The sequence below is a fragment of the Streptomyces sp. NBC_00727 genome (assembly GCF_045161745.1).
In the GTDB taxonomy this organism is placed as follows: Bacteria; Actinomycetota; Actinomycetes; order Streptomycetales; family Streptomycetaceae; genus Streptomyces.
Genome location: NZ_CP108981.1, coordinates 6,752,681 through 6,766,714 on the forward strand (window position 1 = coordinate 6,752,681; position 14,034 = coordinate 6,766,714).

The following is a 14,034-nucleotide window of genomic DNA, read 5'->3' on the forward strand; positions in this document are numbered from 1 at the left end:
ACGGCAGGGATGAGCAGCACGTGTCGGATCACGGAACGGTGTCTCGTTAATGCCTCGGCTGCGGAAGGCGGACGGACTGCTGCCCGTCGGCACATCTCATCTTCACAAACAACGCGCCCAGGTATCCTCCGGAGTCGCGGCCGGACCCCTCCCCGGGCGCACAAGAACGACCAAAGCCCGCCCGTGGAGGACGAGTTCAGGAGCTGGTGTGCTTGCTCACACGGAGCCCGGTCAGCGGTCGGAGACGGTGAACAGCGCACCCTCCGGATCGCAGATCACGTACGCGGTCTCCGGCAGCCCGACCACGGGCGTCGCCTCGCCGCCCGCGGCCACGGCGGCCTCCGCCGTCCGCGGGCTGTCCGGCACGAGGAAGTCGGTGATCCAGCGGGCCCGGACCCGGGGATCCGGATGGTTCTCCACCCCGCCGCCACGCATCGTCACCACGGTGTGCCCGCCCGCCCGCACCAGGACGCGGGCCTCCGCGTAGTCGACCGTGCACCGGCTGTGCGGCTTGGTCCAGCCGAAGACCTCCGCGTAGAAGATGGCCGCCTCGAAGGCGTGGCGCGACCGGAGGTCCACGCGCGCCGGTGCGCGCGGCCCGTCCGACCAGACGGGCGCCGGGCCCTCCCAGAATCCGAAGACGGCGCCCTCCCGGTCGGCCGCGATCGCCGCGCGTCCCTCGCCCAGCGGCAGCGGACCCACGGCGAGCGTGGCACCGCGCTCCCTGATCCGGTCGGCCGTCGCGTTCGCGTCCGGCACCGCGAAGTACGGGATCCAGGCCGGGGGAGGGCCGTCCGTGCCCGGGCACCAGCCGATGCCGGCGACCGCCCTGCCATGGGCGCGCGCGAGCACGAAGTCGTCACCGAGGGTGCTGTCGTGGAACTCCCAGCTCATGACCTGTTCGTAGAAGGACTGTGCGACCCGCAGCTCGCGCGTCGTCAGGCTCACCCAGCAGGGCGCGCCCGCCACGGGCGTCTTCCAGTCGAGGCTAGGCATGCGGCGCTCCTTCGCCGGGGGTCCCTCTTGCACGATGCGCTCCCGCCGGGGGCGGCGCACCCGCGCGTGCCGGTGCCCGCGCCCGATTCCGCACCGGGGAGCCGGTCAGCTCGTCAGGACCTGGGGCGATACGACCTTGATCATCGCGTTGGCCCAGCGCTGCTGACGCAGCGTCTGCGGGTGGCAGCGCTCGGTCAGGTCGAGGAGCTCCTGGTCACGGGCGGCCTGGGCGGTCTGGGCCAGCAGTTCCCAGTCCACGGAGACGGCCGCCGCCTTCAGGTACGTGTCGCGCAGATCACGCAGGAGCAGCAGGCCCGTCTCGGGGCGGCGTCCGACGAGTTCGCCACCCTTCTCCCGCAGCCAGGCCGCGGCCGGCGACTCCTCCTTCGGCTCGGGATCCAGGTCGATGCCGTGATCGGCGGCCGCGTCCGCGAGCTCCCGCACATGCTGCCGGGACCAGGCGGCCAGGTCGCGGGCGACGTGATGCACCTCGTGGTCGGTCGCATGGGTGCTGGAGAGCCGCATCAGCCGCACGGCCAGGGCGTTCTCCCCGTGGTGCACCTCTTTCAGGACCATGTCCAGCTTCATCGGCTCTCCTCCTGGTACGCGTGAAGCTCCTCGTCCGCATCGCCCGCGCCGCCGCCCGTGGTCGGGGGCACGGCCGCGCCCCCGACGGGCGCCGAGGCGGTGGTGGTGGGCGCCGGGGCGGGGGAGCCGGTGGCCCCGAGGCGGCGCAGCCGGGCGGCGGCCGTCTTGAACAGCGGCTGCTTGGAGACCGGGTCCCACTCGGTGGGCGTCAGCTCGTTGCCGGCGCGCCCGCCGCCCTGGGGCTCGAACCCGCCCTCGGTGTCCCAGTAGCCGTAGTGGAACGGCAGGAACAGCACGTCGTCCCGGATGCCGCTGACGCGTGCCGCGGCCCTGACCGTGCCGCGCGGGGTGGTGACCTCCACGAGATCGCCCTCCTCGATGCCGTACGCGGCCGCGTCCCCGGCGGAGATCTCCACCCAGACCTCAGGGGCGGCGGCCTGGAGCTGCGGGGTCCGCGCCGTCTTGGTCCGGGTGTGGAACTGGTAGAGCGTCCGGCCGGTGATCAGCGAGAACGGGTACTCCTCGCCGGGCGGTTCGTGCGGCGGAAGGTACTCGGCGGCCTTGATGACCGCCTTCGCCGACGGGTTCATCGCCCGGTACTCGGTCTCCTCCAGCGGCGCCCCGGTGACCAGGTCGCGCCCGTAGCTCTCGCAGTAGTCCGGGTCGCTCCAGAACCGGCCGTTCTCGTACAGCCGCTCCGTGCCGTAGGGATGCTGCTCGTTGCACGGCCACTGGATGCCGCTCCCGCCGCGCAGCTTGGCGTACGTGAGGCCCGTGTAGTCGCATGGGCGGCCCCGGCTGCACTCCTTCCACGCCTCGAACGCGGCCTCCGGGTCGTTCCACGGGACCAGCGGGCCGCCGTCCCTGTCCTCCAGGCCGAGCCGGCGCGCGAAGTCGCAGAAGATCTCCAGGTCGGACCTGGCCTGGCCGGGCGGCTCGACCGCCTTCTCCGACAGGTGCACCGTGCGGTCCACATTGGTGAAGGTGCCCGTCTTCTCGCCCCAGACCGCCGCGGGCAGGACCACGTCGGCGAGCTGCGCCGTCTCGGTCAGGAAGGCGTCCTGGACGACCAGGAACAGCCGCTCCTGCGCCAGCACCGACCGGATGCGCCGCAGCTCGGGCAGCGACACCGCGGGGTTGGTGCCGCTGACCCACAGCATCCGGATGGAGCCCTCCTCCACGTACCGGAACATCTGCATCGCGTGCGTGGGCGGGCCGTAGTGCGGCACGTGGAGCGGGTCCAGGTTCCACAGGCGGGTCAGCTCCGCCATGTGCGCGTCGTTCTCCCAGTTGCGGAACCCCGGCATGTCGCCGTTGGCGCCGCACTCCCGGGTGTTCTGCGCGGTCGGCTGGCCGTTCATCTGGAGGAGCCCGCAGCCGGGCCTGCCGAGCATGCCCCGAACCAGGTGCAGGTTGTTGACCTGCACCGCCGCCGCGGTCGCCTGGTGGGACTGGTAGAAGCCCTGCAGCACCGTCGACATCAGCCGCTCGGCCGTCCCGAGGACGCGGGCGGCCTCCCGGATCTGCTCGGCGGGGACACCGCAGATGCCGGCCACGTGCTCCGGCGTGTACGCGTCGAGTCGCTTCTTCAGCTCGTCGAAACCGACGACGTTGCGGTCGAGGTACTCCTGGTCGGTCCAGCCGTTCTCCACGATCTCCCGCAGCAGACCGTTCATCAGGGCCACGTTCGTCCCGGGGCGCGGCGCCAGATGTACGGTCGCCGCCTTCGCCACCGGGGTGGGGCGGGGGTCGACGCAGACGACGGACGGCGGGTTCGGCCCGGCCAGCCGGTCCAGTACCCGCGTCCAGAGCACGGTCTGCGTCTCCGCCATGTTGTGGCCGAACAGCGCGATCGTGTCCGCGTGGTCGATGTCGGTGTAGGAGCCCGGCTGCCCGTCACTGCCGAACGACTCCTTCAGGGCCTCGGCCGCCGTCGACGTGCACAGCCGGGTGTTGCCGTCCAGGTGGTTGGTGCCGATCCCGCCCCGGGCGATCAGCGTGAGCGTGTAGTACTCCTCCGCGAAGAGCTGGCCCGAGGTGTAGAAACCCACCGCCGAGGGCCCCTGCTCCCCCAGCAGTTCATTCGTGCGGCGCACCACCCTGTCCATCGCGGTGTCCCAGTCGCTCTCCACCAGCCGCCCGTCCCCGTCGCGCACCAGCGGCCGGGTCAGCCGGTCGGGCGAGCCGTTGGCCTGCCAGCCGAACAGGTCCTTCGGGCCGAGGCGCCCGTGGTTGACCCGGTCCTGGGCGCGGCCGCGCACTCCGACGATCCGGCCGTCCTTCACGGCGATGTCGAGCCCGTCCCCGTTGGAGTGCAGGATCGCCGCCGACTGCACCCACCGCTCGACCTGGTCCGGTGTGACGCCCTCGGCGAGCCGGGTGTCCACCCGTACGGGCCAGGGCTCGCCGGGACCGTAGGGGGTGCGGGTGCCCCAGGGCTGTGCGATGCGGTCGGTGCGTGTCATCGGTACTCCTCAGGTCCGGCCGGTGCGGACGCGCCGGCGGGGACCGCCGTGCCGTCCTCGCCGGGTGTCAGGTCGTCGAGCAGGGCCTGGCAGCCGGCCACCAGGCTGCCGAGCGAGGCGCCGGCGTCGGGGCCGGGCGCGTCCAGGTGGCACTTGGCGTCGGCCAGGGCGCGCCGGGCCTCGGCCAGGTGGCCGGCGCGCTCCTCCAGGCACGCGTCGTCCGGGCCCTGCTCCATGATCGTCCGGTCGGCCGCACACACCTCCGAAGCGGCGGCCAGGACGACGCTCAGGTCCTTCAGGGACGGGCCCGGCGGCCGGGGCAGCGCCCGCCGCTCGGACGCGGTCTCCCAGAGCGTCAGCGTGATGGTGAGCAGCCGGTTCCCCACCTGCGCCCAGACCACGTCCCACCGCTCGGAGGGGGAGGGGGCGCTGCGGCGCATCCGGTGCCCCGGATTGAAGCGGAAGCTCTCCGTCGCCCACCCGCGCGCCGCGCGCAGCTCCGACAGCGCGCCCGGCAGCTCGCCGGCGGCCCGGTGCCACCCCTCCGCGCGTTCCTCGTCGTACTCCTCGACGAGGCCCTCGCTCAGGTCGTGCAGCAGCCGGGAGCAGTCGCGGGGCAGCGCGTACGCGAGGTTCCTGACGTGCAGCGAGTGCACCGGGGGGAGGACGATCGCGTTCACCGCGATCCCGACGGCCGCCCCCACCACCGTCTCCAGCAGGCGGTGTCCGACGGCGGGCAGCGAGTAGGTCCCGTAGGCCAGGACGAACAGGGCGGTCGTGGGAGCGTACAGGCCCTGTTCGCCGACCGGCAGCCAGTTGCCGAGGAGCACGGTGAGCGGCAGGGCGATGAGCATGGCGGCCATGGTGTTTCCCGTGATGGCCGCCGCGCCCGCGGCGAGCAGGGTGCCGGAGGACATCATCGCGAGCAGCTCGACCGCCGAGCGCACGGACCGGTAGACGGTCCCCTGTACGAGGGCCACCGCCGCCCACGGGGCCATCAGCGCCATCGGCGCCGCCAGCCACCACCCCGTCAACGCCCACGCGAGGGCCGCCGCGGCAGCCGCCTTCAGGGACTGGACCAGCTGGTAGCGGTCGGGGAAACGCAGGTCGCAGGCCACCTCCCCAAGCCGTTCCCATGCGGCCGCCGTCTTCTCGGTCCGATGCACGGACACCCCTCCCTGTACGCCGATAGCCGGGCCCGGCTCTGCCTGTCGCGTCCGGGCCCGGCCCGCCGTTCAGCCCTCCCGGCCCTGGTCCTCTTCCTCGTCCGTGGTGTGCACGGCGGCCTCCTCGGCCGAGGCCGCGCCGCCGTCGATGCCCACGTCGTCGGCGTAGACGTCGGTGCGCCGCCCGGGCACCTCGTCCGCCGCGCTCAGCCGGCCGGAGCGCGTCTCGTCCTCCGGCTCCAGCGGCTCGCCGTCGCCGCCGTCCAGGTCGCCGATGCCGTCGCCGTCCGGCGGTTCGACGTCGTCGACCTCCTGTGCCAGGCGCTGGTCGAGCGACTCGCCCTGGCGTTCCTCCTCGCCCGTCGTTCCGTACTTGTCGACGCCGAGGGGACGCTCGGGCGGGGAGTAGCCCTCTTCCATCTGGTCGTCGAGGCCACGCTCGCCGAGCGTGTTCTCCAGGTCGAGGTCGTCGTTCGGCGGGTCCTGGCCGTCGTCCTGCGGCTGGTAGACGTCGTCGCCACGTGCCTCTGTCGGCATGATTCGTCCTTCCGTCGGAGGCGTCATGGGTGGGGGGCGGCGCCGAGTCCACCCGGCGACCGCCCTTCCCATCCTGCGAGTGCCCATCGGGGCACGGCGGAAACGCCCCATTTGTCACTCTAGGTGTGCGGTCGGTCCACGTCTTCCTGGGCCTCTTCGTTCGGGGTCAGCGCATCGCCGGCCTCGCGGTCCTTGTGGTGCCGCTTCGCCGGACCGGCGGTGTCCGCCACGTCGGTCGCGGCCTCCTCCGCCTCCTCGATGACCTCGTCGGCGGCGGTCCGGGGCGGCTTCTCGTGCTCACGGTCCTGGTGGTTCATACGTCTCCTCGGATGGCGGTGAAGGGGCTGGCGTCGGTGCGGACGCCGCCGGCCGACCCCTGGTCTCCTCCCGCGCGTGCCCTGGACCGGGCCGGGTACGCACTCCGGCCCGGCGCGATGTCAGAGAGCCGGGGTGAAGCGGTCCCAGGCGCGGTGACCTGCGAGAAGCTCGGTGACGCCGTCCAGCACCGTGGACGCGGCCCCGCCGGCCACCACCCCGGGCGCGTCGGCGGCCAGACCGGCCTTCTCCAGCACCGTCGCCCCGTCGCCGCAGGCACCGATCGCCTTGCCGTGCCGGAACGCCTCGGTCACCAGCAGCAGGACGCGCGGGTCGACACCGGTGGCCGTGGCCGCGTCGTCGGTCTTCGCGTCGCGGGCGCCGTACGCGTCGGGGGCCGGCGCGGGCGCGCCCGCGACCACGATCGCGTCGAACTCGATCGACCGGGCGGTCGTGAAGGTGCGCTGCACGGTGACCGGGTCGCTCTCGGGGCCCAGCTTGCCGCCCGAGGGCGCGATGACCAGCGGGACCATCCCGGCGTCGAGGACCGCGCCGCGTGCTTCCCGTACGGCGTCCAGGCCGCTCTCCCCGCCGGTGATGATGCCGACGATCCGCCCGTCGACCGGCCAGGTGTGCCCCAGCTGGGACAGCGCGGGGCTCGGCTCGGGCGAGGCCAGGGGCACGGTCGCCTCCGGCGCCGGCAGGCCCAGGCCCTCGGCGACGTGCGCGCACAGCTGCGGGTCGATGTTGGCGAGCGCCTTGAGCCCCCGCTCCTTGACCGCCTGCTCCCAGCACTTGCCGAGTTCGAAGGTGTACGCGGCGGTGATGTGCTCGCGCTCCGTGGGCGTCATGCTGAGCCAGAACAGCCGGGCCTGGCTGAAGTGGTCGTCGAACGACGCCGCCGCGTCGCGTACCTTGCGGGCCGCCGGGACCTCGACGGGCACCTCGATGTACGCCCCGGTGTCCGCGCCGGCGACGAACGGGCAGCCGCCGTCCAGCGAGTTCGGCCGGTAGGGCGCCACGCCCCGGTGCACCGCCGTCTGGTGCATCCCGTCGCGCAGCATGTCGTTGACCGGCGCGTGCGTACGGTTGATCGGCAGCTGCGGGAAGTTGGGGCCGCCGAGCCGGGTGATCTGCGTGTCCACGTACGAGAAGAGCCGCCCCTGCATCAGCGGGTCGTTGGTGACGTCGACACCGGGCACCAGGTGGCCGACGTGGAAGGCGACCTGCTCCGTCTCGGCGAAGTAGTTCGACGGGTTGGCGTTCAGCGTCATCAGCCCGATCGGCTGGACCGGCGCCAGCTCCTCCGGCACGATCTTCGTCGGGTCCAGCAGGTCGATGCCCTCGAACATCTGGTCCTCGGTGTCCGGGAACGTCTGCACCCCCAGCTCCCACTGGGGGAAGGCGCCCGCCTCGATCGCGTCCGCCAGGTCACGGCGGTGGAAGTCCGGGTCCATGCCCGAGGTGATCTGGGCCTCCTCCCACACCTGCGAGTGCACGCCCAGCTTCGGTTTCCAGTGGAACTTCACCAGCGTGGTCTCGCCCTCGGCGTTGACCAGCCGGAACGTGTGGACGCCGAAGCCCTCCATCATCCGGTACGAACGCGGGATGCCCCGGTCCGACATGTTCCACAAAGTGTGGTGGGTCGCCTCGGTGTGCAGGGTGACGAAGTCCCAGAACGTGTCGTGGGCGCTCTGCGCCTGAGGGATCTCCCTGTCGGGGTGAGGCTTGCCCGCGTGGATGATGTCGGGGAACTTGATCGCGTCCTGGATGAAGAACACCGGCATGTTGTTGCCGACCAGGTCGAAGACGCCCTCGTCGGTGTAGAACTTCGTCGCGAAGCCCCGGGTGTCGCGCACCGTGTCGGCGGAACCGCGCGAACCGAGCACGGTGGAGAAGCGTACGAAGACCGGCGTCTCGGCGCCCTCGGCGAGGAACGCCGCCTTCGTGACGCCCGCCGCCGCGCCGTACGCCCGGAAGACACCGTGCGCGGCGGCACCGCGGGCGTGCACCACCCGCTCCGGGATGCGCTCGTGGTCGAAGTGGGTGATCTTCTCCCGCAGGTGGTGGTCCTGGAGCAGCACCGGACCCCGGGGACCCGCCTTCAGCGAGTGGTCGGTGTCGTACAGCCGCGCGCCCTGCGCGGTCGTCAGGTAGGCGCCGCCCTGGGCCACCTTGTCCTGCGGGGTGCCGGTCGGCTGCCCGGTCGGGCTGCCGGTCTCGGGACCGCGCTGGTCGTGCTTGGGCGGCAGCGGGCCGCGCGGCTTCGTGGGCTCGTCGACCTTGGCGGGCTCGGGGCCGGGGGCGCCGGGGATCTCGTTGCCCGTGCTGACGGCGTCCTGGACCTTTCCGGCGATCTTCTCCGCGGCGGCTGACACCGGGTTCTTCTTCTCGCTCACTGAAATCCAATCTCGCGGGGGGGAAGGGCAGTGCCGTGCGCGGGGGATCGGCACGCGCGCGGGACGGCATCGCCTGACCACGCGTACCCCGCGTTCCCCGGCCGGACACGTGGGTTGCGCCATCCGCTCCCACCTCCCGTTCCAACGGGCGACACGCCGCCGTCCGGCCGCCGTTCCGCCGTCTGCCGGGGGACGCGCCGGGTATACGGGCTGCGTGAAAGCTCCCCGTATCACCCCCGAGAGCCCGGACGCCCCGACGAGCCTCAAGAAGGCGCTGACGACGCCGCTGCTCTACTTCTTCATCCTCGGAGACGTCCTCGGCGCCGGTGTCTACGTCCTCGTCGGAGAGGTCGCGGCCGATGCGGGCGGCGCCGTATGGGTGCCTCTCCTGGTCGCTCTGTGCCTGGCCCTGCTGACCGCCGCCTCCTACGCCGAACTGGCCACCAAATATCCGCGCGCGGGCGGCGCGTCCCACTACGCGACCCTGGCCTACGGGCCCTTCATGGGGTTCGTGGCCGGCTTCTGCATGCTCGCGGCCGGGGTGGTGTCGGTGGCGGCGCTCGCCCGGGGCTTCGCCGGCGACTACCTCTCCGAGTTCGTCACGCTCCCGCTGGTCCTGGTCACCGTCGTCTTCCTGGCGGCACTTGCCCTCCTCAACGCGCGGGGCATCAGCGAATCGACCCGGGCCAACGCCGTCGCCACCGTCATCGAGGTGAGCGGGCTGCTGCTGGTGATCGGGCTCGGCGCCTGGATCGTGCTGCGCGGTGACGGCGACCTGGGCCGGCTCACGGATCTCGGCACCGAGAGCGAGGGCCCCGTCCTGGCCGTGCTGAGCGGGGCGGTCCTCGCGTACTACTCGTTCGTCGGCTTCGAGACCTCCGTCAACGTCGCCGAGGAGACGCGCGACCCCCGCCGCTCCTACCCCAGGGCCCTCTTCGGCGCCCTGCTCACCGCGGGTGCCGTCTACGCCCTGGTCGGTGCCGCAGCCGCGGCCGCCGTACCGACGAAGAAGCTCGCCGAGTCCAGCGGACCGCTGCTCGAAGTCGTCCGTACGGCCGGTGCCGTGCCCGCCTGGCTGTTCAGCGCGATCGCGCTGGTCGCCGTCGCGAACGGGGCGCTGCTGACCGGCATCATGTCCTCGCGGCTGGCCTACGGCATGGCCCGTGACGGGCTGCTGCCGCGCTTCCTGACGGCGGTGCTGCCGGGCCGGCGCACCCCGTGGGCGGCGATCGCCGCGACCGCCGCCCTCTCGCTGCTGCTCGCCCTGACCGGTGACGTCTCCACGCTCGCCTCCACCCTGGTCCTGCTGCTTCTCGTCGTCTTCTTCCTGGTCAACACGGCGCTGCTCGTCCTGCGCCGCGACCCGGGGCGCCCGGACCACTTCAGGGCGCCGACCCTCGTACCCGTCCTGGGCGCCGCCTCCTGTATCGGGCTCGCCACGCAGATCGAGGGCGAGGTCTGGCTGCGGGGCCTCGTGGTGCTAGCGGTGGGCGTGGTCCTGGGCGCGGTGGCCGCACTGCGACTGCGCCGGACCCCCTGAACGTCGCCCCCAGTACGCTTGCGCACACGTGAACGACGAGGGGGAGCGGTGCACGAGGGACCTGCTGACGATCCGGCGCTTCCGTCCGTGGCCGGGCGGCCCTGGTGGGCGGCGAACGAACTGCTCGCGTTCCTCCTCGAAATGGTGGCGCTGATCTGCCTCTTCCGGTGGGGGTTCTCCCTGGCGGACAACCTGGCGGTCCGACTCCTGCTCGGCTGCGCGGTCCTCGCCGCGGCCGTCGTGCTGTGGGCACTGTTCGCCGCACCGCGCGCCCGGTTGCGCCCGCCGCTCGCCGGCGTGCTGGCGGTGAAGGCCCTGGTGCTCGGCGGCGGCGCCTTCGCGCTGTACGGGGTCGGGCACCCCGCCGGCGGTGCGGTGATGGGGGCCGTGGTCGTGGTGAACACGGCCCTGGCGGAGACCTTCCGCCGCCGGCCCGCCCCTGCCGCCTGACGCTCCACCGCGCGCGCCGCCCCTCGGAGTCGGTAGCGTGGACATAACGACGACCGGACGCCCCAGGGGCCGAGGACCACGGAAGCACCACCCGGCACGATCGGCCCGGCCCCTGCCCGCCGCCCGGGAAGGGACGCCGCTCATGTGCAGATGGCTGGCCTACTCCGGCACGAGTGTCGTGCTCAGCGATCTCCTCTACAAGCCGGAGCACTCGCTCATCGACCAGAGCCTGCACTCCCACATGGGGGTCGAGACGACCAACGGGGACGGCTTCGGGGTCGGCTGGTACGGGCAGGAGACCGACACGCCCGCGATCATCCGCGACACCGGACCCGCCTGGAACAACCGCAACCTCAGGGAGATCGCGAGCCACATCAGATCACCGCTGTTCTTCGCCCATGTGCGGGCGTCCACCGGGACGGCCATCCAGCAGACCAACTGCCACCCGTTCCGGCACGGCCGCTGGATGTGGATGCACAACGGGGCCATCGCGGACTTCCACCGGCTGCGGCGCGATCTCTCGCTGGCGCTCGACCCGGCACTGTTCTCGGCCCTGGAGGGCTCGACGGACTCCGAGGTGATGTTCTACCTCGCGCTGACCTTCGGGCTCGACCAGGACGTGCCGGGCGCCGTGGCGCGGATGGCCGGTCTGATCGAACGCGTGGGGCGCGACGAGGGCGTGGAGTACCCGCTCCAGATGACCGTGGCGGTGTCCGACGGCGAGCGGCTGTGGTCGTTCCGCTACTCGAGCCTCGGCAAGTCCCGCTCGCTGTTCTACAGCAGCAAGGCCGAGACCGTACGGGCGCTCCACCCGGACCTGGACTTCCTGCGGGGAGTGTCCGACAGCACCCGCCTGGTGGTGTCGGAACCGCTCGGCGGGCTGCCCGGCGTGTGGAAGGAGGTCCCGGAGAGCAGCTACGGGGTCGTGCAGCCGGGCGAGGACGAATTCCGGCCCTTCGCGCCGGAGCCCGTGTGAGAGACCGCGTGAGGGCTGCCCGGCCGGTCCGCCGGGCAGCCCTCGTGGTCCGCCTTCTCAGCCGGCGAGCGCGGCGTCGACCTCCTTGAGGAACGGGTCCAGGTCGCCCGGGTCGCGCGAGGTGATGAGCTTCCACCCACCCGACTCGTCCGTGACGACCGGCTCGTCCACCCAGTCACCGCCCGCGTTGCGGATGTCCGTCTGCAACGAGGCGTACGAGGTGAGCCGCTTGCCGGACACCTTGCCGGTCTCCACCAGCATCCACGGGCCGTGGCAGATCGCCGCGACGGGGCGCCCGGACGAGGTGAAGGAACGCACGATGTCGCAGGCCGGGCCCTGGAGCCGGAGCGTGTCGGCGTTCAGCGTGCCGCCCGGCACGAGCAGCAGGTCGTAGCCGGCCGGATCGACGTCCTCCAGCGTGAGGTCGGGGCGCACGGTCTTGCCGGGATCCTTGTCGCCGACGAGCGTCTGGATGTCGTCCTTCTTCAGCGCGGCGACATCGACCCGGACACCGCGGTCACGCAGATGGCCGAGCGGCACGACGAGTTCGTCCTGCTCCACGCCGTAGTTGGTGACGATCGCCAGCACCTTGCGCTTGCTGCCGTTGTCGCTCATCTTCAGTCGTCCTTCCGTCCTGCGGGGAACACGCCCGGTGTCGTTGCCTCCGGCGCGCAGCCTCTGGGTTCCCCCCATGGAGGCGGTCATTCCTCTTGCCCGCCCGCCTCCGGCAGCCTGCGGCCGTGCCGTGGCGCCCGCAACCGCACGCCCGCCGTCCGGCCGCCGGTGTAGCGGCGCGGGCGGCGTGCCCACATGGTGGGAGGGGCGAGGCGGGATTGACGTGCCGGACGGGGGGTACCGGACCGGAACGCCCAGGCAGACGTACGAGGAGTGACACCATGGCCGGTCAGACGGGCGGACCCGCGCTTCCCCGGGCCCGCGGCGAGATCTCGCAGGCGGTCATCGACCACCTGCGGGGGAGCGGCCCCCTGCCGGACCCCGCCCCGGCCGACACGGCGGAGCCCTACGGGGACGACCTCCAGCTCGCCCTGTACCTCTGCTACGAGCTCCACTACCGGGGCTACGAGGGCGTGGACCCGGCCCTGGAGTGGGACCCGGGCCTGCTGTCGGTCAGGGCCGCCCTGGAACGCCGCTTCGAGTCGACCCTGCGCCGGGACGTACCGCCCGGGGCCGCTCTCGACGACACCCTGGACGAGCTGCTCGTCGAGCCGGTCGAGGGCACGGGCGTCTCGCACTTCCTCCAGGAGCACGCCACCCGGGACCGGCTGCGGGCCTACGCCGCACAGCGCTCCCTCTACCACCTGAAGGAGGCCGACCCGCACGCCTGGGTGCTGCCCCGGCTCAGCGGACGCGCCAAGGCGGGCATGGCCGCGATCGAGTACGACGAGTTCGGCGCCGGCCGGGCCGAACGCGTCCACGCCCGCCTCTTCGCCGACCTCATGGCGGACCTGGGCCTGGAGACGGCGTACGGCCACTACCTGGACGACGGCCACGCCGAAATGCTCGCCCTCGTCAACCTCATGTCCCTGTTCGGGCTGCACCGGCGGCTGCGCGGTGCCCTGGTCGGGCACTTCGCCGCCGTGGAGATCACCTCGTCGCCCGCGTCGCGCCGGCTGGCCCTCGCGATGAAGCGCGCCGGGGCCGGGCCCGCCGCGGAGTTCTTCTACACCGAACACGTCGAGGCGGACGCGGTCCACGAACAGGTCGTCCGCCACGACGTCGTACGCGGGCTGCTGGACGACGAACCCGGCCTGGAGGCGGACGTCGTGTTCGGGATCGGCACCACCGGCTTCCTGGAAGACCGCCTCGGCGCCCGCTTCCTGACCGACTGGGGCGCCCCCAAGCCCTACTAGCAGCCCTCACCCAGCAGCCGCCGCAGCTCCCGTGTGCTGCCCCGGCCCTTCACCCGTACGATCCGCGCCGCCACGGCGCTCAGCTTGCGGTTCGCGTGCTGCGACAGCGTGCGCAGCACGCCGAAGGCCTGGTCCGAGTCGCAGTCCAGCATGTGCATCACGATGCCGCAGGCCTGGTCGATCACCGCCCGCGACGCCATCGCCGTCCGCAACTGCTCCGCCTCCGCCTCGGCGTCCGCCCGGGCATGGTCGCGCAGAAGCCCCGCGGCCGTCTCCTCGGCCAGCACCCGGACCACCTCCAGGGCCTCCGCCGCGAGCCGCCACGGCCGGAACGCGTACAGCGTCACCGTCGTCGTGACACCCTCCGCCATGGCCGGCACGGCCGTACACGCGCGCAGGCCCCGTTCCAGCGCCGCCACGCGGAACTCCGGCCACCGTGCGTCGGTGACGAGGTCGGCCGCCCACACCGGCAGGCCCGAGCGGGCGGCCTCGGCGCCGGGCCCCTCGCCGGTCTCCTCCTGCAACGCTGCCAGGGCGGCGAGGTCCGGATGGGTCGCGGCGCTGTGGTTCACCCCGCCGGGGAGCCGCAGCACCACCGTCGCACCCCGGCACCCGGCCGAGCAGCGCACCGCCCGGCCGCAGAGCACCGCGAGCCCCGGCGCCACGGCCGCGGCATCGGGCATCGTCTCCATCGGCTTCGGCCTCCCTCGGCGCCACGGGACCACCCGCGC

General features: G+C 72.8%; 13 protein-coding genes. 4 read left to right on the top strand and 9 right to left on the bottom strand.

The features are described 5' to 3' along the window. Positions 1-231 precede the first annotated feature (231 nt). From OG242_RS30390 to OG242_RS30420, 7 genes are all read right to left on the bottom strand, one after another. Positions 232-996 carry a VOC family protein gene (locus tag OG242_RS30390; RefSeq protein WP_405901210.1) on the bottom strand — a complete coding sequence of 255 codons (765 nt, stop codon included), beginning with the start codon at positions 994-996 and terminating at the stop codon, positions 232-234. Between the two features lie 105 nt (positions 997-1,101). Further along, a complete protein-coding gene (locus OG242_RS30395) occupies positions 1,102-1,584 on the bottom strand; it encodes a hypothetical protein (protein WP_405901211.1) in 483 nt (160 codons plus the stop codon). Beyond that, positions 1,581-4,049, bottom strand: coding sequence for a molybdopterin oxidoreductase family protein (locus OG242_RS30400; protein WP_405901212.1), 2,469 nt, complete (start codon positions 4,047-4,049; stop codon positions 1,581-1,583). The genes OG242_RS30395 and OG242_RS30400 overlap by 4 nt, the downstream gene beginning before the upstream one ends. Then, a complete protein-coding gene (locus OG242_RS30405; protein WP_405901213.1) occupies positions 4,046-5,215 on the bottom strand; it encodes an aromatic acid exporter family protein in 1,170 nt (389 codons plus the stop codon). The genes OG242_RS30400 and OG242_RS30405 overlap by 4 nt, the downstream gene beginning before the upstream one ends. A gap of 69 nt (positions 5,216-5,284) precedes the next feature. Next, positions 5,285-5,752 carry a DUF5709 domain-containing protein gene (locus OG242_RS30410; protein WP_405901214.1) on the bottom strand — a complete coding sequence of 156 codons (468 nt, stop codon included), beginning with the start codon at positions 5,750-5,752 and terminating at the stop codon, positions 5,285-5,287. 119 nt (positions 5,753-5,871) lie between these two features. Next, the gene (locus OG242_RS30415; RefSeq protein ID WP_405901215.1) at positions 5,872-6,069 is read right to left on the bottom strand and encodes a hypothetical protein; all 198 of its coding nucleotides are present in this window, start codon (positions 6,067-6,069) and stop codon (positions 5,872-5,874) included. Positions 6,070-6,189: 120 nt separating this feature from the next. After that, positions 6,190-8,466, bottom strand: coding sequence for a catalase (locus OG242_RS30420; protein ID WP_405901216.1), 2,277 nt, complete (start codon positions 8,464-8,466; stop codon positions 6,190-6,192). 214 nt (positions 8,467-8,680) lie between these two features. On the opposite strand from OG242_RS30420, the gene OG242_RS30425 reads away from it, so the two are divergent. From OG242_RS30425 to OG242_RS30435, 3 genes are all read left to right on the top strand, one after another. Further along, a complete protein-coding gene (locus tag OG242_RS30425; RefSeq protein ID WP_405901217.1) occupies positions 8,681-10,006 on the top strand; it encodes an APC family permease in 1,326 nt (441 codons plus the stop codon). Between the two features lie 87 nt (positions 10,007-10,093). Next, positions 10,094-10,456, top strand: coding sequence for a YrdB family protein (locus tag OG242_RS30430; RefSeq protein ID WP_405901766.1), 363 nt, complete (start codon positions 10,094-10,096; stop codon positions 10,454-10,456). Between the two features lie 142 nt (positions 10,457-10,598). Further along, positions 10,599-11,432: a class II glutamine amidotransferase gene (locus tag OG242_RS30435; RefSeq protein WP_405901218.1), complete on the top strand. Its 834-nt coding sequence runs from the start codon at positions 10,599-10,601 to the stop codon at positions 11,430-11,432. 57 nt (positions 11,433-11,489) lie between these two features. Here the strand turns inward: OG242_RS30435 and OG242_RS30440 are convergent, their stop codons facing one another. Continuing rightward, a complete protein-coding gene (locus tag OG242_RS30440; RefSeq protein WP_405901219.1) occupies positions 11,490-12,047 on the bottom strand; it encodes a DJ-1/PfpI/YhbO family deglycase/protease in 558 nt (185 codons plus the stop codon). 281 nt (positions 12,048-12,328) lie between these two features. On the opposite strand from OG242_RS30440, the gene OG242_RS30445 reads away from it, so the two are divergent. Further along, positions 12,329-13,303, top strand: a complete 975-nt coding sequence (locus tag OG242_RS30445) for an iron-containing redox enzyme family protein (RefSeq protein ID WP_405901220.1) — start codon at positions 12,329-12,331, stop codon at positions 13,301-13,303. Here the strand turns inward: OG242_RS30445 and OG242_RS30450 are convergent. Then, positions 13,300-13,995 carry an ANTAR domain-containing protein gene (locus tag OG242_RS30450; RefSeq protein ID WP_405901221.1) on the bottom strand — a complete coding sequence of 232 codons (696 nt, stop codon included), beginning with the start codon at positions 13,993-13,995 and terminating at the stop codon, positions 13,300-13,302. The two genes, OG242_RS30445 and OG242_RS30450, sit on opposite strands and share 4 nt — an antisense overlap. Between the last annotated feature and the right edge of the window lie 39 nt (positions 13,996-14,034).

What these genes read in the sequence shown, in the direction of transcription:
- OG242_RS30390 (WP_405901210.1), bottom strand. Translation starts at nt 996, where the DNA reads ATGCCTAGCCTCGACTGGAAGACGCCCGTGGCGGGCGCGCCCTGCTGG.
- OG242_RS30395 (WP_405901211.1), bottom strand. Translation starts at nt 1,584, where the DNA reads ATGAAGCTGGACATGGTCCTGAAAGAGGTGCACCACGGGGAGAACGCC.
- OG242_RS30400 (WP_405901212.1), bottom strand. Translation starts at nt 4,049, where the DNA reads ATGACACGCACCGACCGCATCGCACAGCCCTGGGGCACCCGCACCCCC.
- OG242_RS30410 (WP_405901214.1), bottom strand. Translation starts at nt 5,752, where the DNA reads ATGCCGACAGAGGCACGTGGCGACGACGTCTACCAGCCGCAGGACGAC.
- OG242_RS30415 (WP_405901215.1), bottom strand. Translation starts at nt 6,069, where the DNA reads ATGAACCACCAGGACCGTGAGCACGAGAAGCCGCCCCGGACCGCCGCC.
- OG242_RS30435 (WP_405901218.1), top strand. Translation starts at nt 10,599, where the DNA reads ATGTGCAGATGGCTGGCCTACTCCGGCACGAGTGTCGTGCTCAGCGAT.
- OG242_RS30440 (WP_405901219.1), bottom strand. Translation starts at nt 12,047, where the DNA reads ATGAGCGACAACGGCAGCAAGCGCAAGGTGCTGGCGATCGTCACCAAC.
- OG242_RS30445 (WP_405901220.1), top strand. Translation starts at nt 12,329, where the DNA reads ATGGCCGGTCAGACGGGCGGACCCGCGCTTCCCCGGGCCCGCGGCGAG.
- OG242_RS30450 (WP_405901221.1), bottom strand. Translation starts at nt 13,995, where the DNA reads ATGGAGACGATGCCCGATGCCGCGGCCGTGGCGCCGGGGCTCGCGGTG.